23 protein-coding genes are annotated in these 23,542 nt (G+C 60.6%); 5 read left to right on the top strand and 18 right to left on the bottom strand.

Features of this window, described 5'->3' with window-relative positions; translation table 11 throughout:
* Nucleotides 1-100: 100 nt before the first annotated feature.
* The gene (gene rarD, locus HMPREF0308_RS03460) at nt 101-988 is read left to right on the top strand and encodes an EamA family transporter RarD (protein ID WP_005528754.1); all 888 of its coding nucleotides are present in this window, start codon (nt 101-103) and stop codon (nt 986-988) included.
* Here rarD and HMPREF0308_RS03455 read toward each other — a convergent pair.
* From HMPREF0308_RS03455 to lspA, 4 genes are read right to left on the bottom strand one after another with little or no spacing between them, the layout of a single operon-like run.
* Nucleotides 985-1,248: a hypothetical protein gene (locus HMPREF0308_RS03455; protein WP_005528752.1), complete on the bottom strand. Its 264-nt coding sequence runs from the start codon at nt 1,246-1,248 to the stop codon at nt 985-987. The genes rarD and HMPREF0308_RS03455 overlap by 4 nt on opposite strands.
* A gap of 2 nt (nt 1,249-1,250) precedes the next feature.
* Complete coding sequence (locus tag HMPREF0308_RS03450) at nt 1,251-1,826, bottom strand: hypothetical protein (RefSeq protein ID WP_005528750.1); 576 nt, start codon at nt 1,824-1,826, stop codon at nt 1,251-1,253.
* On the bottom strand, nt 1,823-2,746 hold the full coding sequence (locus tag HMPREF0308_RS03445) for an RluA family pseudouridine synthase (RefSeq protein WP_005528748.1): 924 nt from the start codon (nt 2,744-2,746) through the stop codon (nt 1,823-1,825). Before HMPREF0308_RS03445 ends, HMPREF0308_RS03450 begins: the two co-directional genes overlap by 4 nt.
* On the bottom strand, nt 2,730-3,245 hold the full coding sequence (lspA, locus tag HMPREF0308_RS03440; RefSeq protein WP_005528746.1) for a signal peptidase II: 516 nt from the start codon (nt 3,243-3,245) through the stop codon (nt 2,730-2,732). Before lspA ends, HMPREF0308_RS03445 begins: the two co-directional genes overlap by 17 nt.
* Nucleotides 3,246-3,278: 33 nt before the next feature.
* Here lspA and HMPREF0308_RS03435 point away from each other — a divergent pair, with 33 nt between their 5' ends.
* Complete coding sequence (locus HMPREF0308_RS03435; protein WP_005528744.1) at nt 3,279-4,238, top strand: hypothetical protein; 960 nt, start codon at nt 3,279-3,281, stop codon at nt 4,236-4,238.
* A 119-nt stretch (nt 4,239-4,357) separates the two neighbouring features.
* Here the strand turns inward: HMPREF0308_RS03435 and HMPREF0308_RS03430 are convergent, their stop codons facing one another.
* Nucleotides 4,358-4,984 (bottom strand): WKL family lipoprotein, encoded by a 627-nt coding sequence (locus HMPREF0308_RS03430; protein ID WP_005528742.1) that lies wholly within the window; start codon nt 4,982-4,984, stop codon nt 4,358-4,360.
* Nucleotides 4,985-5,123: 139 nt separating this feature from the next.
* Between HMPREF0308_RS03430 and HMPREF0308_RS03425 the strand changes: the two genes are divergently transcribed.
* Entirely contained in the window at nt 5,124-6,041 is a 918-nt protein-coding gene (locus HMPREF0308_RS03425) for an asparaginase (protein ID WP_005528740.1), read from the top strand.
* Here HMPREF0308_RS03425 and HMPREF0308_RS03420 read toward each other — a convergent pair.
* A complete protein-coding gene (locus tag HMPREF0308_RS03420; protein ID WP_005528739.1) occupies nt 6,038-7,429 on the bottom strand; it encodes a DNA polymerase IV in 1,392 nt (463 codons plus the stop codon). The genes HMPREF0308_RS03425 and HMPREF0308_RS03420 overlap by 4 nt on opposite strands.
* 186 nt (nt 7,430-7,615) lie before the next feature.
* Here HMPREF0308_RS03420 and HMPREF0308_RS03415 point away from each other — a divergent pair, with 186 nt between their 5' ends.
* Together HMPREF0308_RS03415 and HMPREF0308_RS03410 are read left to right on the top strand one after the other, a co-directional pair.
* Nucleotides 7,616-8,272, top strand: coding sequence for a GntR family transcriptional regulator (locus tag HMPREF0308_RS03415; RefSeq protein ID WP_005528737.1), 657 nt, complete (start codon nt 7,616-7,618; stop codon nt 8,270-8,272).
* A 101-nt stretch (nt 8,273-8,373) separates the two neighbouring features.
* A complete protein-coding gene (locus HMPREF0308_RS03410; protein WP_050765409.1) occupies nt 8,374-9,558 on the top strand; it encodes an MFS transporter in 1,185 nt (394 codons plus the stop codon).
* Nucleotides 9,559-9,638: 80 nt separating this feature from the next.
* Here the strand turns inward: HMPREF0308_RS03410 and ileS are convergent, their stop codons facing one another.
* From ileS to HMPREF0308_RS03350, 12 genes are all read right to left on the bottom strand, one after another.
* Nucleotides 9,639-12,815 carry an isoleucine--tRNA ligase gene (gene ileS, locus HMPREF0308_RS03405; RefSeq protein ID WP_005528734.1) on the bottom strand — a complete coding sequence of 1,059 codons (3,177 nt, stop codon included), beginning with the start codon at nt 12,813-12,815 and terminating at the stop codon, nt 9,639-9,641.
* Nucleotides 12,816-13,105: 290 nt separating this feature from the next.
* Nucleotides 13,106-13,303 (bottom strand): hypothetical protein, encoded by a 198-nt coding sequence (locus HMPREF0308_RS03400; RefSeq protein ID WP_005528732.1) that lies wholly within the window; start codon nt 13,301-13,303, stop codon nt 13,106-13,108.
* A 70-nt stretch (nt 13,304-13,373) separates the two neighbouring features.
* Nucleotides 13,374-14,522 (bottom strand): DivIVA domain-containing protein, encoded by a 1,149-nt coding sequence (locus HMPREF0308_RS03395; protein ID WP_005528730.1) that lies wholly within the window; start codon nt 14,520-14,522, stop codon nt 13,374-13,376.
* A gap of 229 nt (nt 14,523-14,751) precedes the next feature.
* Nucleotides 14,752-15,042, bottom strand: coding sequence for a YggT family protein (locus tag HMPREF0308_RS03390; protein WP_005528727.1), 291 nt, complete (start codon nt 15,040-15,042; stop codon nt 14,752-14,754).
* Between the two features lie 134 nt (nt 15,043-15,176).
* A complete protein-coding gene (locus HMPREF0308_RS03385) occupies nt 15,177-15,614 on the bottom strand; it encodes a cell division protein SepF (protein ID WP_005528724.1) in 438 nt (145 codons plus the stop codon).
* A 106-nt stretch (nt 15,615-15,720) separates the two neighbouring features.
* Entirely contained in the window at nt 15,721-16,416 is a 696-nt protein-coding gene (locus tag HMPREF0308_RS03380; protein WP_005528722.1) for a YggS family pyridoxal phosphate-dependent enzyme, read from the bottom strand.
* Nucleotides 16,417-17,145, bottom strand: coding sequence for a peptidoglycan editing factor PgeF (gene pgeF, locus HMPREF0308_RS03375; RefSeq protein ID WP_034656809.1), 729 nt, complete (start codon nt 17,143-17,145; stop codon nt 16,417-16,419).
* Between the two features lie 31 nt (nt 17,146-17,176).
* A complete protein-coding gene (gene ftsZ, locus HMPREF0308_RS03370) occupies nt 17,177-18,499 on the bottom strand; it encodes a cell division protein FtsZ (protein ID WP_005528718.1) in 1,323 nt (440 codons plus the stop codon).
* A 250-nt stretch (nt 18,500-18,749) separates the two neighbouring features.
* Nucleotides 18,750-19,400, bottom strand: a complete 651-nt coding sequence (locus tag HMPREF0308_RS03365; RefSeq protein ID WP_005528716.1) for a cell division protein FtsQ/DivIB — start codon at nt 19,398-19,400, stop codon at nt 18,750-18,752.
* Nucleotides 19,393-20,847 (bottom strand): UDP-N-acetylmuramate--L-alanine ligase, encoded by a 1,455-nt coding sequence (gene murC, locus HMPREF0308_RS03360; RefSeq protein ID WP_005528714.1) that lies wholly within the window; start codon nt 20,845-20,847, stop codon nt 19,393-19,395. The genes HMPREF0308_RS03365 and murC overlap by 8 nt, the downstream gene beginning before the upstream one ends.
* Nucleotides 20,848-20,883: 36 nt before the next feature.
* Entirely contained in the window at nt 20,884-21,981 is a 1,098-nt protein-coding gene (gene murG / locus HMPREF0308_RS03355; protein WP_005528712.1) for an undecaprenyldiphospho-muramoylpentapeptide beta-N-acetylglucosaminyltransferase, read from the bottom strand.
* A 29-nt stretch (nt 21,982-22,010) separates the two neighbouring features.
* Nucleotides 22,011-23,519: an FtsW/RodA/SpoVE family cell cycle protein gene (locus HMPREF0308_RS03350; protein ID WP_005528710.1), complete on the bottom strand. Its 1,509-nt coding sequence runs from the start codon at nt 23,517-23,519 to the stop codon at nt 22,011-22,013.
* Nucleotides 23,520-23,542: the final 23 nt, after the last annotated feature.

Here is a 23,542-nt window from a genome sequence, read left to right as displayed (position 1 = left end):
GTCTAGCGGGCGCGTCAAACCCCGCCATCAGCCCTGCGCACCGCACCCGACTGATAGGAATTGTTTCCCACGATATGGCGAAGGAGTACATTGTCTCTCGATGATTTACACCGTTGCCGCCTATCTCATGTGGGGCTTCTTCCCCGCCTTCTTCCCGCTTCTGCTGCCCGCCGGACCTTTTGAGATCCTCGCCCACCGCATCGTATGGACGGCTGTCCTCGTCACCGGCTTCCTCCTCATCTCGGGCGGCTGGCGGGAGCTGCGAGCTTTCAGCGCGCGCACGTGGGCCTGGATGCTGGCCTGCGGCGTGGCCATCACCATCAACTGGGGCACGTACGTTATCGCCATCAACACCGGGCACGTGGCCGACGCGGCACTCGGCTACTTCATCAACCCGCTGGTCTCGGTGGCTTTGGGCATCATCTTCCTGAAGGAATCGCTCAACAAGGCACAGGCGGCGTCGGTTGGCGTGGCATTCATCGCCGTACTGTGGCTGACCTTCATGACCGGCCAAGCCCCGTACATTTCCTTGGCGCTCGCGGGCAGCTTCGGCATCTACGGCCTGATGAAGAAGCAGCTCAGCGTCTCCTCCACCGGTTCCGTGGCCGCAGAAACCATCGTGATGCTGCCAGTGGCCATCGGCTACCTCACGTGGCTGAGCATCCGCGGCGAATCCACGTTTACAACCGAAGGCCCCATGCACATCGTGTTGCTCGTCGCTTCCGGCCTAGTCACCGCGCTACCGCTTTTGTGCTTCGCCAAGGGTGCCAAGCAGCTGCCTCTGGCCACGGTGGGCATGCTGCAATACATGACCCCCATCATGCAGATGCTGTGGGCACTATTCGTCACTCACGAGCACATGTCCACGCAGCGTTGGATTGGCTTCGGCATCATTTGGGTCGCGGTCGTTATCTACCTAGCAGACCTCGCCCGCATGCACCGCGCCTCCCACCGCGCCAAGCGCTTGCACACCATCAGCGAGGATTAACGCAGCTCGCGGCGGGCTTCCTTCGCTTTCCGACGCCGCTCCTGTTCCTCCTCGGCATTCAACGCCCAGCGTGGCATTAGCACCACCATCGCGGCGCTATAGAGCACCACGAACCCGGCAACCCCAATGGACAGCGCCTCCCCGCCCCTGGCGATCTGGAGGAAAAGTGCCACGAGGCCAATGACAAGGCCCGCCCACACCAAGATGTAGCCGAAGCGATAGTTGGGCATCCAAGTGCTGGTATCGGCAAAAATCTTCATGCTTACTCCTTCAGGGACGACAACGGGCGCACGCCAAAGGTGCCCCAGGCGGCGTCGCTAGGCGCGGCTTCTACTGCTTCCACCATGTTGTTTTGCGCAATCGTGCGCAAGCTATCGCCATCCGACCACACGATAACCGCATCAATCTTCGAGGGAACTTCCACCTGACCGACTCCCTGATAGGAATCGCGAAGACGCGTGATTTCCGTGTCGATGACGTCAGCCCGGCTGGCGCCATTGACAGGCTCCGGTACCGCGATGGGCGCGGCCATGCCGATGATGATCGCATTCATTCGCGTGGCGGGCTCCACCACCGCGTTGACTTGCTGCGCGTTCAAGGATTCCCGGAAGCTCACCAGGGCGTAGGTCGGTTCGTCAGCGGTTGCCACACTGCCTGCGACGCGTTCGACGTAGTCCGCACGGGACTCGTTATCGGGCCCTAGTAGGTCGCCTTGCAGGGCCACGGTGGACTTGGTGCCGAACAGGCCAAAACACAGCAGCACGAACACGACAAGTAGCAGCGTCAATACGGCCGCCGCTATACGACGCCGCCGATAGATCTCCGGGGGGTGCTTCATCCGCGCAAAACCTCGAGTGCATGCCGCAGGTCCTCCGGGTAAGGTGCTGTGACTTCAAAGTGTTTGCCGGTGCCGGGGTGAATGAACCCTAATGACACTGCGTGCAGCCACTGCCGGATGAGGCCCACCCGCTTGGCCAGGTTCGGGTCGCAGCCATACATCGGATCGCCCACGCAGGGGTGCCCCGTGGCGGACATGTGGACGCGAATCTGGTGCGTGCGGCCAGTTTCCAGGTGCACCTCGAGCAGGCTCGCCTCGCGGAAGGCCTCAAGCAATTTGTAGTGCGTGACGGCGTGCTTTCCGCCATCGACCACCGCGAACTTCCAGCCCGAGGAAGGATGCCGCCCGATGGGCGCGTCGATGGTTCCCACGATGGGATCCGGCAGGCCTTGCACCACGGCATGGTAGGTCTTGGTGACGGTGCGCTCTTTAAACGCCGCCTTGAGCTGCGAGTAAGCGCGCTCGCTGGCAGCTACGACCATCACGCCGGAGGTTCCCACGTCGAGACGATGAACGATTCCCTTGCGCTCGGTAGGGCCGGCGTCGGCAAGCTGATAACCCGCCGCCCGCAAACCGCCAATGACCGTGGGGCCCTCCCAGCCCAACGTCGGATGCGCGGCGACACCCACGGGCTTATGCACGCAGATGACGTCGTCGTCGGCGTAGAGCACGTCCATGCCCTCAACGAGCTCTTCCTTGGGAACCAGCGGCTCTTCGGGGGCGGGCATCATGACGTCGATCCAGCCGCCTGCCTCCAAGCGGTCCGACTTGCCGACGATGGTGCCGTCGACCTCGACGTCGCCAGCCGCGCACAAATCTGCGGCCTTGCCCCGTGAGATGCCGATGAGCTTGGCCAACGCGGCGTCGGCGCGCATGCCTTCGAGGCCCTCGGGGACCGGCAATCTACGACTCTCGCGCATCCGCTGCCCCCTTTTCGCGTTCTTCGAAGAACATCGCGATGACGAACACCACGACTCCGCAGGTAATAGATGCATCTGCCAGGTTGAACACCGCAAAGCGTCCCACGGAAATGTAATCCACCACGTGCCCAAACCAGAAACCGGGCTCACGGAAGAGGCGATCGATGAGGTTACCGAGCGCGCCGCCTGCGATCATCGCCAGTCCGATGGCCTGCCATTTATCCCGCATCCGTGGCGCGGCGATGGCTACGCCCAAAACAAACGCCAGCTGAATAGTGGTAAACAGCCAGGTGTTGCCCTCGCCACCCATAGAAAAGGCAGCGCCGGGGTTGAATAGAAGGTAGAAGCGGAACCATCCGCCGATGACATTCATCGGCTCCCCCTCAGTGAGGATGGACAGCATGATTTGCTTAAACACTTGGTCGATGACAGCCATCGCGATAACCACCGCGGCCATCATGCCGACGAAACTCCTTCTTTTTTGACTCACCCGAATCATTCTAAACACCCCCTTCCGGTAATTTGGAATACTGTGTTCCGTGTTAAAGCTTTAGCCGCAGTTTCCATCCTCGCCCTTAGCGCCGCTCCGCTCGCCGCGTGCTCCTATGAAAAGCCGGCACCCAGCGTCGAAGAGCCCGTGGGCCTGCCTGTCGACGCCCCGCGCATCACCGTTGAATCCACCGGCATCGGGGAAAAGCGCGTGCTGACTTTCAATGACCTCGATGCAGAGCAAAAAATTAAGTACACCGTCTCGGAAGGTTTTAGCCAAGACCTGCTTAAGTCCTCCGCGGCGCAGGATTTCAATCCTGCCAAGGTCAAATCCGCGACCACCACTCTCCCACTAGAGGTCAGCGTGGACAAGGCTACGGAGAACGTCGAAGGCCAGCTGCCAGCTACCCGCAATGTCTTTGGCTCAACCGGCGTGCCGGAGTACTCCGGTGATGCTGATGCAGCGAGCGGCGAGGGCTTCCAGTTTGGCTGGCGTGCGGTGGACTCAGGCCAGATGTCTTCGCTGCGTTTGGCGGCACCGCAGGGTGGCACCGACGAGGCCCGCGGCATTACCGAGCAGGCGATTATGAAGCTGACTTCTCTGCCGGTGGTGTTCCCTGAGGATGCGATTGGCAGGGGCGCGAAGTGGACCGTGGAGTCCCGCGTTGCGGGTGAGTCGACGTTGCTGCAGACCACTACCTACACGATGAAAGAGCTGGCCGGCGATGTGGTCAAGCTGGATGTTTCAGTGCAGCAGCGCCCTTCGCTGGGCGCCTTGTCTTTCGAAGGCCAGGCGGAGGGAACGGACCTAGCAAACAAGGAGCTTAAGGTCTTAAGCTCCACGACGGATTCCAAGGGCGAGCTCACCGTGGATCTGAAGCAGCCGCTGCCTACCGACGGCGATGTTTCCATCGACACCAAAATCATCTACGGCACCGAGGACTCCGATCTGCGCGTGGTGCAGTCGACCACAACGGATCTGCAGTTCACCCCAGCTGAGTAGCCGCGTGTATTCGGACCATCTTTGTGCTCGCTCCCGCCGCCGCGGGGCCTAAACGATGGTTCGAATGCACACCGGGCCACCGATCCAACAAAAGATCCGGGCCACAGCCCGGATATTTCTTACTGCGCTGGTGCCTCTGCTGGTGGGACCTCGCCCTCAGCAGGAGCGCCTTCAGCAGGAGCGCCTTCAGCCGGTGCGCCCTCGGCAGGAGCGCCCGCACCGCCAGCAGTATCAGCGCACATCGGCGGAACCTGCTCCGGAGGGACGATGTTGGAGACCAAGATACAAGCCCAGTTCTTCGACAGCTTCCAATCGCCGTCCTCAAAGACGAACTCAACCTGGTCCGCAGTCTGTCCCTGGCCGTCAGGGGTGGAGAAGTTCACGGTGGCTAGCGCCGACTCCGGGGTGTAACCAGGCAGAACTGGGTCCACGACCTCAAAGACAGCGCCGGACTCGGCCTGCGATGCAGCCATGACGTCGAAAAGCTCCGGAGCCTGCTCCGAGCCCTGTACGGTCTTGGTCTTCTCCTCCACCGGCACGTTGGGGTCAGTTGCCTTAGCCAGGATGGCATTCAGTGCCGCTGCGTCTGGGATTTCTGCGGAGGCAATCGAGGTTTCTTCGGAGCTCGGCCTCTTCTCAATAGTTGCTGGGCCAGCTTTTTCAACTTCATCGGAAGAAGAGCAGGCTGCCAATGCGGTAGCAGCGCTCACTGCCATAATCGCGGCGCTGAGCTTGGTGAACTTCACTTTTTCTCCTCACGTTGGGTTTCGCGACGCCACACCCGACGTCGCAGTTCTTTACACCACACTACCCACGCCCCATCCATTTCAGGGCGACCCGCGCCCAGCGAGACGGCCTTTTAGGCTCAACGCTAGTGTGTAAGCCATGACTATCGCACTCATCGCCACCGGCGGCACCATCGCGTGCACCACCCAAGAAGACGGCTCTCTGGTCCCTACCGTAAGCGGCCAACAACTCGCGGATTCCCTTGACGCCGACATCGAGGTCATCGAGTTCCGCCAGCTCGACTCCAGTTCCATCACGTTGGAGGACCTCGATGAGCTGCTTGCCACGGTCCACGAGTTGCTCCACCGTGCCGAGGTCGAGGGAATCCTCATCACCCATGGCACCGACTCCATGGAAGAGACAGCCATGGCGCTGTCTATCTTCGATCCCGGCACGAAGCCGGTGGTGTTGACCGGCGCGCAGCGCTCATTCGATCACCCAAACGGCGATGGCCCGCGCAATCTCCAGGACGCTGTCGCGCTCATCAAACAGGCCCAGCCCGGCGTCTTCATCCAGTTCGGCGGCATGACCATCCCGGCGCGCGGTGCCCGCAAGAACCACACCTTCCATCTCAACGGTTTCGAGTCGATGCCTGTGGGCGAAGGCAGCATCTTCCCCCTCCCCCTGGCTGCGCTGGCGCAGCACCCAGTAGCCATCCTTGCCGCGTATCCGGGCGCTGAAGCCGTGCTTGTCGACGCCGCTTCCTCCCACTTTGCCGGCCTCGTCATCGAAGGCTTGGGTTCAGGCAACATGGGGGCAGGGATGGGCGAAGGCGTGGCCCGCGCGCTCGATGCGGGCATCTCGGTCGTCGTCAGCACGCGTGTGCCTTATGGCAAGACCTCGCTGGCCTATGGCGGGGCCGGCGGCGGCGCCACCTTGGCGGACAAAGGCGCGGTCAATGCTGGCGAGTTTCGCCCAGGACAGGCACGCATCCTGTTGGCCGCAGCCTTGGCCACGGGCACGCCCGTGGTGAAGGTTTTTGAGACCGCCGTCGCACCTAAGCAGTACGCGCGCTAGTCCTCTAACTCCGCAAACAACTCCGGCCAGGCCAGCGACTCTAGGGGGTCGGCCGGCACCAGATCGGGATCATCGGCCGCGAAGGACTTGGTGCGACCTGGCCCTGTGGCGCGCGTTTCGAATCGCACGCTCACCACACCGTGGCCTGCACCTTGAATCCAGCCGTGGCCATAGTCTGGGTGATAGACGTCCTGGGTAGCCCGCCAAGACGTATCGGGCTCGTCCTCGATACTGATTTCCACACGGGAGGTATCCAGCGAGTTGTCGGACACGCCAGCCTCGTAATCGTCATCGGCTTTGCTCGGCGGGCGCACCACCACTCGGTCCAGCTCGGGAAACAGTACGTCCTGGCGGGCAGTCTCCAGCCCCGAGTAGCTTACTCCGACCAAGCGGATGGGCCCGAGTTCGTCGGGATACCGAGCCAGCTTAAAAGCCGTGGCCTTGAGGGTTTCCAGATCATCGGTGGCATAAGGCAAGGTCGCCGAACGCGATTCGATGTGAAAGTCCGCCATGCGCAACTTGACCGAGACGGTGCGGGCACCACGGCCGTCGCGAAGCAGGCGTCGATGTGCGCCTTCGGCAGCCCTGGTGATGGCCGCATCCACCGCACCCACCGTGAGCAGATCCTTGGAATAAGTGTGCTCCGTGGAGATCTGCTTGGCCACCGCACGCGGGGCCACGACCCTGTCATCAATGCCTTGCGCCAGTTTCCACAAGCCCATGCCAACCGTGGCGCCGAGGGAAATCTCCACTTCCTTCTGCGACATCGCCGCCAACTGCCCGATGGTCTCCACCCCAATTGCCGAAAGCTTTGTCCGCGTCACCGGCCCTACTCCCCACAGCTTGCCCACGGGAAGTGGATGGAGGATCTCCAATTGCTTCTCCACCGGGATAACAAAGGTGCCGTCAGGCTTCGCCTCGCCAGAGCCAATTTTGGCAAACTGCTTGCCCGCGCCCGCCCCGATGGAGCTAGGCAGGCCGGTCTCCTCACGAATCAACTCGCGCAGATTATCCGCCCACTCCTTGACCTCTTCGGCCGTGGCACCAACGAGTGCCTCGGGCTCCATGAAAGCCTCGTCGATGGAGAGCTGCTCGATGAGACCCACGTGCTCGGCGAGAATCTTGAATACTTTTTTCGACGCCGCTGAATACACCACGTGCCGCGGCTGCACCACCACGCCGCGCAGGCCAACCAACTGCTGCGCGCGGAATGTCGGCATGGCCGAGTGCACCCCGAAAGCGCGGGCCTCATAGGACGCGCCGGCGACGACGCCGCGTCCGCCAACGCCGGCCACGAGGACGGGGCGCCCACGCAGGGTCGGCCGGGTCAGCTGTTCGACGGATGCGAAAAAGGCATCCATGTCGATGTGTAAGACCCAGCGTTGCATGCACACCAGTTTAGAACATGCGTCCTAATCTTAGGGCCTTCGCAATGCCACGACACCACCAGGAGCGAGGAGGCGTTCTTTCGCAAGCGGTCATTCTATACCGGGAGTCGTGTGGGTCTCACTTGAGGTTTTGGCGATCGATATCTCACGAATTTAGCTATTTTCTAGACAGCAAGGCGCTCTTGTATGCAAGATGAATGCATGCAGAATGTAAGCACGCCAGCCGCGGAGCGCGCCTATGAATACGTCAAGCGCGCCATCATTGACGGCGACATTGATGATTCAGAAATGCTCTCCGAGGCAGCCATCGCCGCCGAACTGGGCATGAGCCGTACCCCCATGCGTGAGGCATTTCTTCGCCTCGAGGTAGAAGGATTCCTCAAGCTCTACCCCAAGCGCGGCGCCCTGGTGGTGCCGATTAGCCCGCGCGAGATTCGCGAGGTCTACGAGGCACGCATGCTTGTCGACGAGCACTCTGCCCGCCACATCTGCAGCCTCGACGACACCGAGCGAACTGTGATTGCGGACTGCTTGGACGCCACCATCGAGGAACAGTCCGCGGCTCTCGACGCCGAGGACCTGCGCACCTACACCCGCCTCGACGCACGTTTCCACCAAACCATCATGGACAACGGTGGAAATAGCCTGCTAGCTAGCCTTGGCCACTCCCTGCGCGAGCGTCAGCAGCGTTTCACTGCGACCGCCATTGGGCGCAATGTGGCGCGTGCCCGCGCGTTCGTCGCGCAGCATCGCTTGCTTGCCGACGCCCTCCGGGCCGGCGACATCGACACGTATCTCACCGAACTCGACGACCATCTGACAACTTCAAGGAAACAACTGTGACAGTTTTTGCACACTCCACCCCGCTAGTCGAGACGCCCGCTCAAAAGGAAACATCTCAGCCCCTTGTGAACAAGCATTCCTGGTTTCCCGTGGCCGGGACGATGGTGGCTGTGGCCTGGGGCGGCAACGAGTTCACGCCGCTGCTGGTGATGTACCGCGAGACGTCGAACTTCTCGCAGGTCACCGTCAACGGTCTACTTGCCGCATACGTGCTGGGAATTATCCCAGCGCTGCTCGTGGGCGGCCCGCTGTCTGACCTCATCGGACGCAAACCCACCCTTTTGCCGGCCGCTCCCCTGTCTTTGATGGGGTCTTTCTTGCTTTCCATCGCGCCGCATGAGCCGCTCATCATCGCATTGGGTCGCGTGCTCTGTGGCATGGCGCTGGGCTTGGTCATGGCGGTAGGTTCCACTTGGGTGACAGAGCTGGTATCCCGCGCGGGTGGCGATCCTGCTGCCGGTGCGCGCAAGGCGTCGCTGTGCTTGACTGCTGGCTTCCTGGTGGGTGCGGGCATTGCCTCGGTGCTGGCGCAGTGGGGCCCGTGGCCGACGCACCTGGCCTACGTCCTGCATATCCTGATTACCCTCGTGACCGCGGTTTGGCTCAGCCATACGCCGGAGACCCGCCAGCCGAGCCACGGCACAGTCAAGACCACCATCCTTGACCTCACCGTCCGCGAGATGCTGGAGATGCTCCACATCCCGACGGCCGCGCACAAGCGCTTCCTGCGCGTCGTGGTCCCGGTGGCACCGTGGGTCTTTGGCTGCGCGGGTGCTGCTTATGCGTTGCTTCCGCAGCTGCTTGCAAAGTCCGCGGGCCAGACCCCCATTGCTTTCTCAGGTCTCATGACGGTTATCACCCTGGGCTGCGGCGTGGGCGTGCAGATGCTCGGCCGCCTTATCGACACGCACAAGTCGGCGCGCGCTTCTGCAATTGCGATGGCTGTTATTACGGTCGGCGCTTTCCTCGCGGCGATTGCGGCGCACACGCTCTCGCTTCCGCTAGGCATTGCCGCTGCGGCAACGATGGGCGCGGGCTACGGCCTGGCTTTGGTGGCTGGCCTTTCGGAGGTCCAGCGCATCGCCGGCGAGCGCGAGCTTGCGGGCCTGACTGCGGTGTACTACTCGATTTCCTATACCGGCTTCTTTATCCCCATGGCGTTTAGCGCGCTTGCACCTTACGTGGCCTTTAGCAATTTGTTCATCATCGGCAGCTGCCTTGCGCTCGTCTGCCTCGTAAACGTCATCTTTGCCTGGCGCTCGCACCTGCCAGGCACTAGACGATAGCTTCATATGCCCTCGGCATGCAGAAAAATGCCCGGAAAGGAAGTCTTCCTTTCCGGGCATTTTTCTAAGCGTTAACGTTTCTAAGCATTAACGCGTTTTACGGTTGCGGTAGCGCCCTTGACCACCTGGTGGCCCTCGAGAGGCTCGGTGACCACGGTGAATTCGGTTGCCAGGACCTCAGCCGCGATGTGGTCTGCGTGGCGGTTAGCCCACTCTTCCTTGTCAGCTGGAACTGACAAGACCACCGAAATGCGGTCATAGACCTCGAAGTCCTCGGCCTTACGGGCATCCTGGAGACCGCGGATGACGTCGGCGGCCCAGCCTTCTGCCTCGAGCTCCTCGGTGACCTCGGTGTCCAAGACAACCAGGCCGTCGACGCCGTCGATACGCGCCGTCGATGCCGGGTTCGCCGCCTGCAGACGCTCGGTGTACTCATCAGCGCCCAGAACGATATCGCCGTCAACAACAACCTCGTCGCCGCGGCGCTCGTAGTTGCCCGCCTTCAGGTTCTTGATGGCGCGCTGGACGTCCTTGCCCAAGCGCGGGCCAGCGACCTTAGCGTTGCAGACAACCTCGAAGGTGCCCACGGAATCGACATCATCAGTGAGAACAACATCCTTCACATTGACCTCATCGCGGATGATGTCCGCAAAGTCAGCGAGCTGCGCGGAATCAGCCATGGCCACGGTCAGCTTCGGCAGCGGGAGGCGGTTGCGCAGCTTGTTGGACTTGCGCACAGACGACGCCGCCGAAGCCACAGCGCGCGTGGCATCCATCGATGCCACGAGGCTCGGTTCTGCCGGGTAGTCCTCTGCCTTCGGGTAGGAAGCCAGGTGCACAGAGCGCTCCCCGGTCAGGCCGCGGTAGATGACCTCAGCCACGTGCGGCAGCAGCGGAGCCACCACGCGGGTGACGGTCTCCAGCACGGTGTACAGCGTGTTGAAGGCCTCCTCGTGCTGCTCCTCGCCCGCCCAAAAACGGTCGCGGGAACGGCGCACGTACCAGTTGGTGAGCACGTCCGCGAAGTGACGTACCTCCTCGGTGGCCGCAGCGATGTCGGTGTTCGCGAGGGCGTCGTTCGTGCGCTCCACGAGGTCGTGAGTCTTGGCCAAGATGTAACGGTCAAGCACGTTCTTCGAGGAGACGTCGAAGCGGGCCTCGCGGCTCGCGTAGAGCTGCAGGAAGGTGTACGCGTTCCAGATGGGCAGGATAGCCTGGCGCACGCCCTCGCGGATACCCTGCTCGGTGACGATGAGGTTGCCACCACGCAGGATCGGGCTGGACATCAGGAACCAACGCATAGCGTCAGAACCATCGCGGTCGAAGACCTCGTTGACGTTCGGGTAGTTGCCCTTGGACTTCGACATCTTCAGGCCATCGTTGCCCAGCACGATGCCGTGCGCCACGACCTTCTTGTAGGCCGGACGGTCAAACAGCGCGGTAGACAGAACGTGCATGACGTAGAACCAACCGCGAGTCTGGCCGGAGTACTCCACGATGAAGTCGGACGGCGAGTGAGTCTCGAACCATTCCTTGTTCTCAAACGGGTAGTGCTTCTGTGCAAACGGCATGGAACCGGACTCGAACCAGCAGTCCAGAACGTCAGGAACGCGAACCATCATCGACTTGCCAGTTGGATCGTCCGGGTTCGGGCGAGTCAGCTCGTCGATGTACGGACGGTGCAGCGACGTCGGGCGCACGCCGAAGTCAGCCTCGAGCTCGTCGAGCGAGCCGTAGACGTCCACGCGCGGGTACTCCGGGTTATCCGAAACCCACGCCGGGATCGGCGCGCCCCAGTAACGGGTGCGGGAGATGTTCCAGTCGCGCGCGCCCTCGAGCCACTTCCCGAACTGGCCGTCGCGGATGTGCTCTGGCAGCCACTCGATCTCGTTGTGGTTGAGCTCGACCATGCGGTCGCGGAACTCGGTGACCTTCACAAACCATGCCGGCAGTGCCTTGTAGATAAGCGGCTCACCAGAGCGCCAGGAGTGCGGGTAGGAGTGCTCGATGGTCACGTGGCGTACCACGCGGCCCGCAGCCTTCAGGTCCTTGATGATGTCCTTGTTCGCATCAAAGACAAGCTGGCCCTCATAAGGCGGGACCTGAGAGGTGAACTCGCCGTCCTCATCAACCGGGATGACCAGCTCAATGCCGTACTTCTGGCAGGTGTTCATATCGTCTTCACCAAACGCCGGAGCCTGGTGGACAACACCAGTACCGTCTTCCGTTGTAACGTAATCCGCCAGGATTACCTGGAAAGCATTCTCCAGGTCTGGGAAGAAGTCAAAAATTGGCTGGTAGGTAAAGCCCTCCAGGTCCTTACCAAGGAAGCTCTTCAGGACTTCCACCTCGCCGAGTTCCTTAGCCAATGTGCCGGTCAGCGCCTCAGCCATGACGAAGGTCTTGCCCTCAAAATCGCCGTCGGTGGCCTTGAACAGCACGTAGTTGACCTCTGGGTGGACGGCCAGCGCCGAGTTGGATGGCAGGGTCCAAGGAGTCGTGGTCCAAGCGAGGAAGGCGGCGTCGCCAAGCTCAGCGTTTTCGGACAAGGTCTTTTCGGCCGCGGAGCCAGGCTTCGCGCCGGTGACCGGGAAGGTAACGGTCAGGGTCGGGTCCTGCCGCATCTTGTAGGAGTCATCCAGGCGCGTCTCCTGGTTGGACAGCGAGGTGTGCTCGGCCCAGGAGTAAGGCAGGACGCGGAAGCCCTGGTAGATAAGCCCCTTGTCATAGAGCTCCTTGAATGCCCACATGACCGATTCCATGTAGCCGATGTCCAAGGTCTTGTAGCCGTTTTCAAAGTCCACCCAGCGCGCTTGGCGGTTGACGTAGTCTTCCCACTCGCCGGCGTACTGCATGACGGATTTCTCGCAGTATTCGTTGAACTTCTCGAGGCCCATCTCCTCGATCTGGCCCTTGTCTGTGATGCCGAGCTGCTTTTCAGCCTCCAGCTCTGCAGGTAGGCCGTGCGTGTCCCAGCCGAAGACGCGCGGGACGTAATTGCCAGCCATGGTGCGGTAACGCGGAACGATGTCCTTGACGTAGCCCGTCAACAGGTGGCCGTAGTGCGGCAAACCATTAGCAAAGGGAGGACCGTCGTAGAAGATGTACTCAGGGCAATCCTTGGTCTGGTCCAAGCTGGCCTGGAAAGTTCCGTCTTCCTTCCAGAATTTCTGGACGACTTCTTCCATGTCTGGGAAACGGCTCGAGCCGCCGGTCATATCAACCTTGGGGTAAACGCCGCCAACGCTTTTGCTCATTAATCTTCCTTCACTCGTGGGCTGGTGCAGGGACGCGCCTTGCGGCTCGCGGTACCACCCTGCTTGGCGCCTGACGACGCCCACTTCGTTTCAGTGAAGGAGATTTCGGTCCCACCCGCTCGGTTCTACTGGCACTTTGTGCGTTCTTGGCACTTTGTGCGTTCTTCCGAGATGCTCCCCGGTGATTGCCGGCTCAGTGCATACGTCTTCGAAGTATACCCATGCCGTCAAATTTTCACAGGCTGCGGCTCCCCCATAGGGGCAAACGGCAAGATTCGCTGGCAGGCCAGTTAGGCAGGGTACTCCCCTGCCGCCTCGTCCTGCGCAAGATCCGGTTTGCGCTTCCGGAAGCCGTCGATGATGAAGAGCACCATCCCAAGCCCCGCGGCAGCGAAGAGCAGATACAAAGACCAATCGGCAGAAGTTAGTACGAAGTTCACCAGCGCCAAGAACGCTACGAATGCCAAAACGAGTGCTGCAACAAGCATGTTTTACCTCCAAAAAAGGCGCCCTCCCAATGCCATGGAAGGACGCCTTAAAGCCTAAGCCGTTAAAAGCTTACTTGCCAGCTTCACCGTTCGGTGCAGCGGTGCCGCGGGTCTCAAGCTCCTCCAGCTGGGACTCCAGCAGGGTCTTGAGGCGGGTGCGGTACTCGCGCTCGAAGGTACGCAGCTCGGCGATACGAGCCTCGAGGGCCGTCTGCTGCTGCTTGACGGTGTTCATAACCTCGGTGTGCTTCTTCTCAGCGTCAGCCTGCAGGGCTGCAGCCTTCTCCTCAGCCTGGCGGATCTGAGCCTCAGCGCGGGAGTTAGCCTCGGACTCAGTCTGCTTTGCCTTAGCCTCAGCGTCAGAAACCAGCTTCTTGGAGCGGGTGTCTGCGTCGAGCAGCTGAGCGTCAAACTTCTTCTGGGCGTCGGCCAGCTGTGCCCTGGAGCGGGAGTCGGCGTCGTTAAGCTGCTTCTCGGCCGCGGTGCGCGCCTCGGACAGCATGGACTCGGACTCTGCCTTTGCCTCGGAGGTGAGGCGGTCTGCCATCTCCTGAGCCAGACCCAAGACGCGAGCAGCCTGCATGTGGGTATCCGGGGTAGCCAGACCATCCGCAGCCGTGGTGGCGGCAGCGCCCGCACCAGCACCCGCAATGCCGGAAACGGCAGCGGTCTTGGCGGATCCAGCGTTCTTCCGGAGGTCCTCGTTCTCCTTCTTGGAAGCCTCGAGATCCTTCTTAGCCTGGGTTGCTTCTGCACGAGCTGCCTCGAGTTCACGCTGAGCCTTCGCAGCATCCTCACGAGCAGCCTTGAGTTCTGAATCGTTGTTAGAACCAGTTGGCGCCTTGGACGCCTCAGCCTGAGCGGCCTTTGCCTGCTCCTGAGCGCGCTTAGCCTCTTCCTTGGCCTTTGCGACCTCATTCTTGGAGTCCACAAGCTTGGTCTCGTACTCTGCGCGGAGCTTGGACTCAATCTCCTTGCGGAGGGTGGCCTCGTCGGCACCCTTGTTAGCGGAAGCTGCGGCTACGCCTGCAGTGGCGCCGCCCTTGGTTTGCAGCTCTTCAACCTGAGCCTGCAGGTCATCGTTTTCATCCTGCAGCTGGGCAAGGGTGTCTTCTACGAGGTCGAGGAACTGGTCGACTTCATCCTCGTTGTAGCCACGCTTGCCAATTGGCGGCTTGCTGAAAGCGACGTTGTGTACATCAGCTGGTGACAGTGGCATTGACTTCTCTTCCCCTTCAAGTCGGTGCAACCCCGGAGCCTCCGAGGTCTTGGGAGATGCAAACACATCTAAAAGCTAACCAAAAGTTGCGGTTGTGCCACTAGATACGTCTACAAAGAACATGTGCGTTTAATAATACGGAATATCAGTATTGATTGTATCCAAACGCTCACATTAGCTAACGAATCGCGGAGTCTCAACGTTAACAGGAGGTTTCAATACACCCGCCTTATAGGAAAATGCTCGAGACCACCATCATCAAGACGGACAAAAGCAAGAACAAAACGATGATTGAAACATCGAGCGCAACCCCACCCATTCGCAACGGTGGGATAAGACGGCGAAGCGCCCTAACTGGTGGGTCGGTGACCATAAACAGCGGCTCAGCTAGCACCATAAACCAGCGAGGCGGGTTAAATTGGCGCGAGAAGGACTGGATCATCTCAATGATGATTCGGGCGATCAGAATCCACGAATAGATTCGCAGGATGAGGATCAGGATTATTCCAATAGTGCTCACTTGGACGAGCCTATCTGAACTACCCCCACTGATGCGGCATCCACACAATTAATTTCGCTAAAGGCGAACGCCGCCCCGCTCCCCACCAACACTTGGGGAATCGGGACGGCGCTTCGCATCTTTGGCGCTGCAACTTAGCGCAGGCGTGCAGCACGCTCCAGCTCGAGAGTGGAGATGTCTGCACCCTTAGGAACAATGGCAAACACACGACGGTCGGTGTCCATACCCTTGGTCAGGTTGAGCATGCGGCCTTCAAGGCCGAAGCACAGGCCAGCAGCGAAGTCAATGAAACGCTTCGCGGAAGCCTTGTCGGCATCAGTCAGCTCGAAGACAACCGCATCGCCATCACGGAACGGCGCGCCAACCTTGGCTGCATCGTCGAAGGAAACGAGGGAAAGCGCCACGATGGTCGGAACGAATTCCTCTTCCAGAGCCGGCTCAAAGGAGCGCGGTGCGTAAGCGGCGGAGCCGTTGGACTCGTAGCGGCGCTCGTCGGCGTAATAAGCGTCGTCGGCTTCGATGTCCATCGGGCCCAACCCGAAGAACTCTTTCGTCCTATCAATCAAAGACATATCTAGTCTCCCTCTGACCTAATCTGTTTTGCCCTTAACTTGGTACGAATGTTGCTAATGTGAAAGCAGTGAATTGTACCTGTGAAATGCGCGTTTGCGTTGCCACCTAACCTACTGGCCGGGGTCCCATGATGCCGGTTCCGACACGCACGATATCTGTTCCCGCAGCGATCGCCTCACCCAAATCCGCGCTCATTCCTGCCGACATTTTCAGCGGGCGCCCGAGGAGCCGGGCGACGTCGTCAGTCAACGTCCGCACGCGCCCGAAGACCTCAGCAGCATCGGAGTCCAGCGGCGGAACCACCATAAAGCCCTGCAGTTCAAGGTTTACCAATTCCTCCACGAGCTCGACGAGACTCGGAACATCCGGCAGAGCCACTCCCCCGCGGGCGGTATCGCCATCGGCGGAAACCTGAATAAAAACCGGCAGCGCGTCGTCACGATCTCCGGATTCTTGTGCATTGGCGACGCCGCGATCGAGCGCCGTCGCCAGCTTCGCAGAGTCCAGAGAATGCACGCTGTGCGCCCAACGCGCCACGTGATTAGCCTTCTTGGTCTGAATCTGCCCAATCATGTGAAAGCGCACCGCCGGCAACTCCGCGGCTTTAGCGCGCGCTTCCTGCTCGCGGTTTTCCGCCACGTCGGTGACCCCAAGCTCGGCGAGCAGCGCGACGTCGCCCGCCGGGTGGAACTTGGTCACCGGCAACAGCTGCGGCACCTCTCGCCCGGCCGCGCGAGCGAAGTCCTCAATCTGGGCGCGAGTGCGCTCGAGCCCTGCTTGCAGTTCTTCCTTGCGGTTCATTTATACCTCCAACCAGATAACGCCTGCTTGGCGCCCAGTGGTGCCTTCGCGGCGGTAGGAAAAGAAATCAGTGTCTTCGATGGTGCAGCGCGGATCCGACTCGATGTTGATAATCCCCATCCCCATCAGCTGCCGGATGAGCCCTTTACGTACGTCCACACCCCAGGTACCCGTTTTTGTGCGGGTTTTGGCCCCGGGCAGATGCTTTTCGACGTCGTCCGCCATCGCCTCCGGTACCTCATAGTTCAGGCCCGAGGCGGCCGGCCCCATCAGGACCTGGATAGTCGAAGGAGTGGCGCCAAGTTCCAGCATGGCTTCGACCGTGTTGCGGATGATTCCGTTACGAGCCCCGAGGCGACCTGCATGGGCGGCGGCGACGACGCCGGCGGAGACGTCGGAAAGCAGCACCGGCGTGCAGTCCGCGACGAGCACACCGAGCCCGAGGCGTTTTTCCGTGGTGATGATGGCGTCGGTGGCCTCGACCGGCGTGTCGGCGTTGCCACGGTCCACGCGCGTGACGGTGTTGGTGTGGAGCTGTTCCATCCACACAATGTCGTCGAGCCCCAGCACGCGCTGCAGGCGGGCTCGGTTACTGACGACGTCCGCCGGGTCATCGCCGACGTGATCGCCCAGGTTAAATGACTCGTATGGGGACGACGAAACCCCGCCCGCACGGCTTGTAAAAACCATGCGCACGGGGCGTTGTGGTGCTTCCTCGTTTACTGGCATGCACTCCAGATTAGCGCAGTACCTTCAGCGTTTAGCGCATGAAGGACGGCACGTCGAGATCGTCGTCACCGTCATCCTGGCGGCGGTCGTCGCGGCGCTCAGCCGGACGCGACAGGCGGTAGTCGTCGCGGCGCTCCTCGCGAGAAAAACGCTCAGAGGTGGTAAACAAACCACCGTTGGAGGAATGACGCGGCCGGTAGGTCTCTGCCGGTTGTTCCTCGAAACGAGGACGCTCTTCTTGACGCGGCTCTTCGTAGCGCGGCTCTTCGTAGCGCTGTTCCTCGTAGCGCTGCTGCGGTGCAGGCTGCTGGACTGGGGCAGCCTCTTCGCGGTTGTCGAAGAGGGAGCCCGGACGCTGTTGTTGTTGCTGCTGCTGCTGCTGAGGCGCAACGTTAGTTGTCATGTTTGCCTGCGCATCGAAGCCAGTGGCGATGATGGTGACGCGGACTTCGTCGCCCAGGTTGTCGTCGATGATGGTACCGAAGATGATGTTGGCATCCTCGTCAGCGCGCTCCTCCACCATGGAAGCAGCGGCGTTGACCTCGTGCAGGCCAAGGTCGGAGCCACCAGCGATGGAGAGCAGGACGCCCTTGGCACCTTCCATCGTGGACTCGAGCAGCGGCGAGTTGATGGCCTGTTCAGCAGCATTGAGCGCGCGGTTGTCGCCCCGTGCGGAGCCGATGCCCATGAGTGCGGAGCCGGCATCAGCCATGACGGAGCGGACGTCAGCAAAGTCGACGTTGATCATGCCCGGGATGGTGATGAGGTTGGTAATACCCTGCACACCGTTGTGGAGGACTTCATCGGCAGCACGGAATGCCTCGACGATGGAGAGCTCTTCGCCACCGAGCTGCATGAGGCGATCATTCGGAATGACGATGAGAGTGTCGCAGACCTCGCGCAGCTCCTCGATACCGGACATAGCCTGACGGGTACGGCGAGCGCCCTCGAACTTGAATGGACGGGTCACAACGCCGACGGTCAGTGCGCCCATCTTCTTGGCGATGGAAGCAACGACCGGGGCGGCGCCGGTACCGGTGCCGCCGCCCTCGCCTGCGGTCACGAAGACCATGTCGGAGCCTTCCAGGGCATCCTCAATCTCGGTCTTATGGTCTTCTGCAGAGGTCTTGCCGACCTCTGGGTTAGCACCCGCGCCCAAACCGCGAGTGGCCTCGCGTCCGATGTCGAGCTTGGTGTCGGCATCAGAGAAGATCAGTGCCTGCGAGTCCGTGTTGATTGCGACGAACTGAACGCCCTTCAGCCCTTCTTCAATCATGCGGTTAACGGCGTTGACACCGCCGCCGCCGACACCGACGACCTTGATGTCCGCGAGGTTATTGCTAGTAGAGATCATGTGAGGGGCTCTCACCTTTCACTGTTGGTGCGTAAACGAGGATTTTGTGCGCGCAGCATTTGTTGCGAGCGGTTAGTTCCATCTTTAACGACGCGCTTGTAATTTTCGCGTTCATTTTGCCGCGTGTCGGTACCCTCAAGTAGTGGTTTAGGGTTGCTGACATGCAGGTTTTCAGATCACAAAAGCCCCACGCACCCCACCCGTTGACACTATTTGGGGCTGCGCAGGGCTTAAGTTTTGAACGCTAATTTTATTTACTTGTGACCAATTCCGGGTTAGAAATATTCCAGTTTTGGCCTTCCAACTTTAGAACGGTTTCAAACGCCAAGGCTTTGTTCGCATTATCCTCCGAGGCGCCCCAGAAAACGGTCCGCTCGTCCTTGAGGTGGAAAGTCATCGAGTACGCGTTCTTCACCTCCAGCGACTTGACCTGCGCACGCAGGTTCTGCGGCAGCGCAGCAAGCACATCAACGGCATCGCGCATCTCCTGCGAGCCCGGCTCCGCGCTGCCGGTAATTTCCACTGCGCCCTCCGGCGGGGTATCCGTGGTGAACTCCTTACCCTCGGCGTCGATAAGCAAATTGCCCTCGCGGAAAGCCACCGCCTCATGTTCGATGACCTCGATATCGAGGGTCGATGGGAAGGCACGCGATACCGTCGCAGACTTTACCCACGGCAGGTGTGCCACTCCCGACGCCGCCGCACGAGCATCAACGCGAACCAGATTCTCCCCCACCGCTACCCCGCTGGACTCTTCCACCTGTGCAGCATCCACGTGGGAATTGCCTTGGATCTCAAAGGAGGAAACCTTAAACACTGGAAAAAGCCACACGGCAGCAGCCGCCAAGACCAGCACGGCAAGAATTCCGGCGACTATTGCGGTAATTGATTTCTTAGACATTCAGCGCCTTTAGCTCGTCCAAGATTTCTGCGGCAAGCATCGTCACTGAACCGGCGCCGATGGTGAGCACGACGTCGCCAGGCTGCACCAGCGAGACAACGTCCTGCGCCGCCTCAGAGAAGTTCGGTTCGAAGATCACCTTCATGTCTTCCGGCATCTTGTCAGTGATGATGCGAGAGGTAATCCCCTCCACCGGCTGCTCGCGGGCGCCGTAGATGTCGAGGACCACGGCGGCGTCGGCAAGCGCCAGCGCCTGCGCGAACTCCTTATCGAACTCCATCGTGCGCGAGTACAGGTGCGGCTGGAAGCAAGCGATAACGCGGGCCCCCTTGCCCTCAGCCTCGACCTTCTGACGCGCTGCCGTGAGCACAGCAGTGACCTCGGTGGGATGATGCGCATAATCGTCGAAGACGCGCACTTGAGACTCGGTGCCTCGGAACTCAAAACGGCGGCGCACGCCGGTAAAGTCCGTCAGGCCCTCAGCCAGCTCGGAGAGCTCGCCGCCCGCAAGCCCGCCGGAGACAAGCGCGGCCAGGGAATTGAGTACCATGTGATGGCCCGGAATCTGCAGCTCGTAGGACAGCTCTTGGGACTGTGCACCCGGCAGTGCCACGCGCACGCGGACCTGCATTCCGATGACGGAAACCTTCTCCTCCAGAACCTCAGCCGCCAGCGGGATGGACGGGTACTTCTCCCCCGCTTCCGCGCTGCCATAACCTAGGACCTGAATGCCGCGCTCGAGCGCGCGCAGGCCAGTCTGGGCAGCGTGATCATCTTCCAGGCACACAACGAGGTACCCGCTTTCTTCGATGCGATCAGCAAAATCATCGAAGACCTTGTAATAAGCCTCGGCGTTGTGGAAGAAATCTAGGTGGTCAGGCTCGACGTTGGTAATTACTGCGACGGTTGGGCTGTAACGCAGCAAGGAGGCATCGGACTCATCGGCTTCGGCCACGAATGCCGCGCCGGTTCCCGCATGGGCGTTGGTGCCTGCACGGTTGAGCTGGCCGCCGATAGCGAAGGAAGGATCCAATCCGGCCTGCTGCATCGCGGTCACGGTCATGGACGTGGTGGAGGTTTTTCCGTGGGTGCCCGCCAACAGAATCTGCTGGTGCCCCTCCATGAGCTCCGCCAGAAGGTCAGAGCGGCGGATGACCGGGATACCGGCCGCGCGAGCACCTGCAAGTTCTGGATTGTCCTGTGGAATAGCGGCGAAGGAAGTCACCACAACAGTAGGCTTGTCACCTGCCAACTCAAGGTTTTCAGCTGCGTGGCCGATAGCGATCTTCACGCCCATCGTGCGCAGTACTTCCACTGGAGTGGAGGCCTTCACATCAGAGCCAGTCACGACGCCCCCGCGGTTAGCCAAGATGCGGGCCAAACCGGACATGCCGGAGCCACCAATACCCACCATGTGGACGCGGGAAAGATCGTAGGAGTTTGTCATTTACTTTTCCTTCACATTCGCTAATAAGGCCGACTTTTAGTCGGTGTGCGCTGCGCGCGAGGCTTCGTCGATCATATCCCTGATGTGATCGGCAATCGTATTGGCAACGTCGCCCGCAGAGTTAGTGGCAGCCGCCTTACGCATGGCCGCATACCGCTGCTCATCCCCAAGGGTTGCCTGTACTTCATCCACCAGGCGCTGCGGGGTTAGCTCCGCATCAAGGATCTGCACTGCAGCACCGGCCGCAACCAGTTCGCGAGAGTTCAGCGCCTGTTCACCGTTTCCGATAGGCAGCGGAATGTAAATTGCAGGCACGCCGGCCGCAGTAACCTCGGCAACCGTCATGGCGCCGGAACGACACACCATAAGATCTGCCACGGCTAGTGCACCGGCCATGTCATCGATATAAGGCAGCGCAGTGTAGTGCTCAGCTTCCGCTGGGGCCACATTCTTCTTGCCATAGGCGTGAAGAACCTGGTACTTCTCCGTCAACTGCGACAGCGCGCCCGCAACCGCGGTGTTGATGCTGACAGCGCCCTGCGAGCCGCCGGTAACCACGATGGTTGGACGTTCTGGGTCCAAATTCCAGCGTTCGCGTGCTGCGGCTGCGGCGCTGCCGTCGGGGTCCTCGCCCAGCCCAGGACGTACCGGAATGCCCACGACCTCGCCGGGCATGCCGGAGTTACGGTGTGCATTAAGTCCAATTCCGCCAATACGCACGCCGAGCTTATTGGCGATGCCGGAAAGCGCGTTCGTCTCCAACACGTAGAACGGCATACCCATGGACTTGGCAGCTAGATATGCCGGCGCTGCCACATAACCACCGGTTCCAAACACCACGTCCGCTTCGACCTCTTTAAGCACCTTGCGCGTCTGCAGCACGGACTTAATCAGATTGAAGGGAAGCTTGAACAGCTCAGCGTTAACCTTGCGCGGCACGGGCACTGGCGTAATGAGGCGCAGATCGACCCCACGCCCCGGAACGATGTCGCGTTCCAACCCTTTCTGGGTACCGAGCGCCGTTAATCGGGCGCCGTGGCGCTGTCTGAGCGCTTCACCCACTGCGAGTGCTGGTTCAATATGGCCTGCGGTGCCGCCACCTGCAATGACGACGGAAATGGGGGTGGATTTCATGCCCTACACGCTACCAGTGCGCCTGCTGCTTAATGGCGCTCGCCGCGCCCGTCTCGCCGATCGGCGCCACGCTGGCGGTACTCACCCCGCGGCGCCGTAGAACCGGTGTTATTCTCCCCAGCCCGCGGCTGTCGGCTCGTCACTGGGCGGCCAAAGCGTTCTTCTCGTTCCGCGTTGCGACGAGCCAATTGTCCGACTACGCCGGATTGCCCTTTCCCGCGTTTTGCTGGAGTTGGTGAAGCGTGTCGTCCCGTCTTACGCTTTGGCGCGTCACCAGCAAGCTGGGGCTCGGGGATGAAGAATAGGCGGTCGAATAGCGGGCGCCCAAAGTTCTGCATCGCCGAAATCTGTAATGGCTCGTGCCGCGCCACATTGCACAACACTCCCATCGAGCCAATAGTGATAAGAGCAGCGGTACCACCTGCAGAAATCATCGGCAGCTGAATACCAGTCACAGGCAACAAACCAATGACGTAGCCGATGTTGATAAACGCCTGGATAACCACACCCACCGTCAAAGTGGCAGCCAACAAGGATTGGAACTGGTCCTGAGCGTTTTTCGCAGTGCGCAATCCGATGTATCCCAATGCCGCAAACAGGAAAATAACGAGGACGCCGCCCCACAGGCCGAGTTCCTCCCCGATGATAGCGAAGACAAAGTCATTCTTAGCTTCGGGAAGGTAGAACCACTTGGCGCGCGACTGCCCGAGACCTACGCCCCAAAAGCCTCCGTCGGCAAGTGATAGAAAGCCCTGGTATGCCTGGAAACCTGTGCCCTGCGTATCCTCAATGTTTCCGCGAATTGCATCAAAGTAGGTATGGAATCGGTGCGAACGGAAGCCACCCGATAGGAACACAGCGAGCAAGCCCAACGTACCGAGGACCAAGACCACCGCGGGGACCCGCCAGTCAACGCCAGCGAAAATCAAAGTAAAGACCACGACCATGGCGAAAGATACCGCCATGCCAAGGTCACTCTGGGCCACGATGAGGAAGAACATCAGCCCCGAGATGATGGAATACATCATGAAGGGATCGGTCGGATGTAGCGAGCGGTGGGACTTACCGGCCAACGCAGTTGCGCCGTACATAGCCACCGTCACTCGGGCAAACTCCGAAGGCTGGAAGCCAACACTACCGATGGAAATCCACGACTGGGAACCCACGGTGTCGCGTCCGGTACCGATTCCCGGAATAAGCACCGCAATGAGCAGGAGTATTGACAGCAGCAGCAGCCACGGGACTAGTTTACGCAGCGTATAAGGCGAGATACGCAACGCCAGCCAGAACAACACCAAACCACCGAAGACAAGCAGGCACTGGCGGATGGCCTCTGCCCAAACATTGGAAGTCTCCGTGAAGGATGTCGCCATGGATGCAGAAAAAGCCATCAGCACGCCGATGCCGATCAACGAGAAGATGATGATGCGCAGCAGCTGATAGTCCAAGCCCGGCTGAGCACGGTAGTGCTGGCGGATTTCTTGCACGCGCTGGCCGAGCGTCTTCGACGCCGGTGTTTGCGGCCGAGTGGCAGTCATGGATTCTCCTGGGGTGCGTGCGT

The sequence above is a fragment of the Corynebacterium striatum ATCC 6940 genome (assembly GCF_000159135.1).
Classification (GTDB): domain Bacteria; phylum Actinomycetota; class Actinomycetes; order Mycobacteriales; family Mycobacteriaceae; genus Corynebacterium; species Corynebacterium striatum.
The sequence above is the reverse complement of the archived record's forward strand: the minus strand, read 5'-3'. Positions and strand labels throughout refer to the sequence as shown.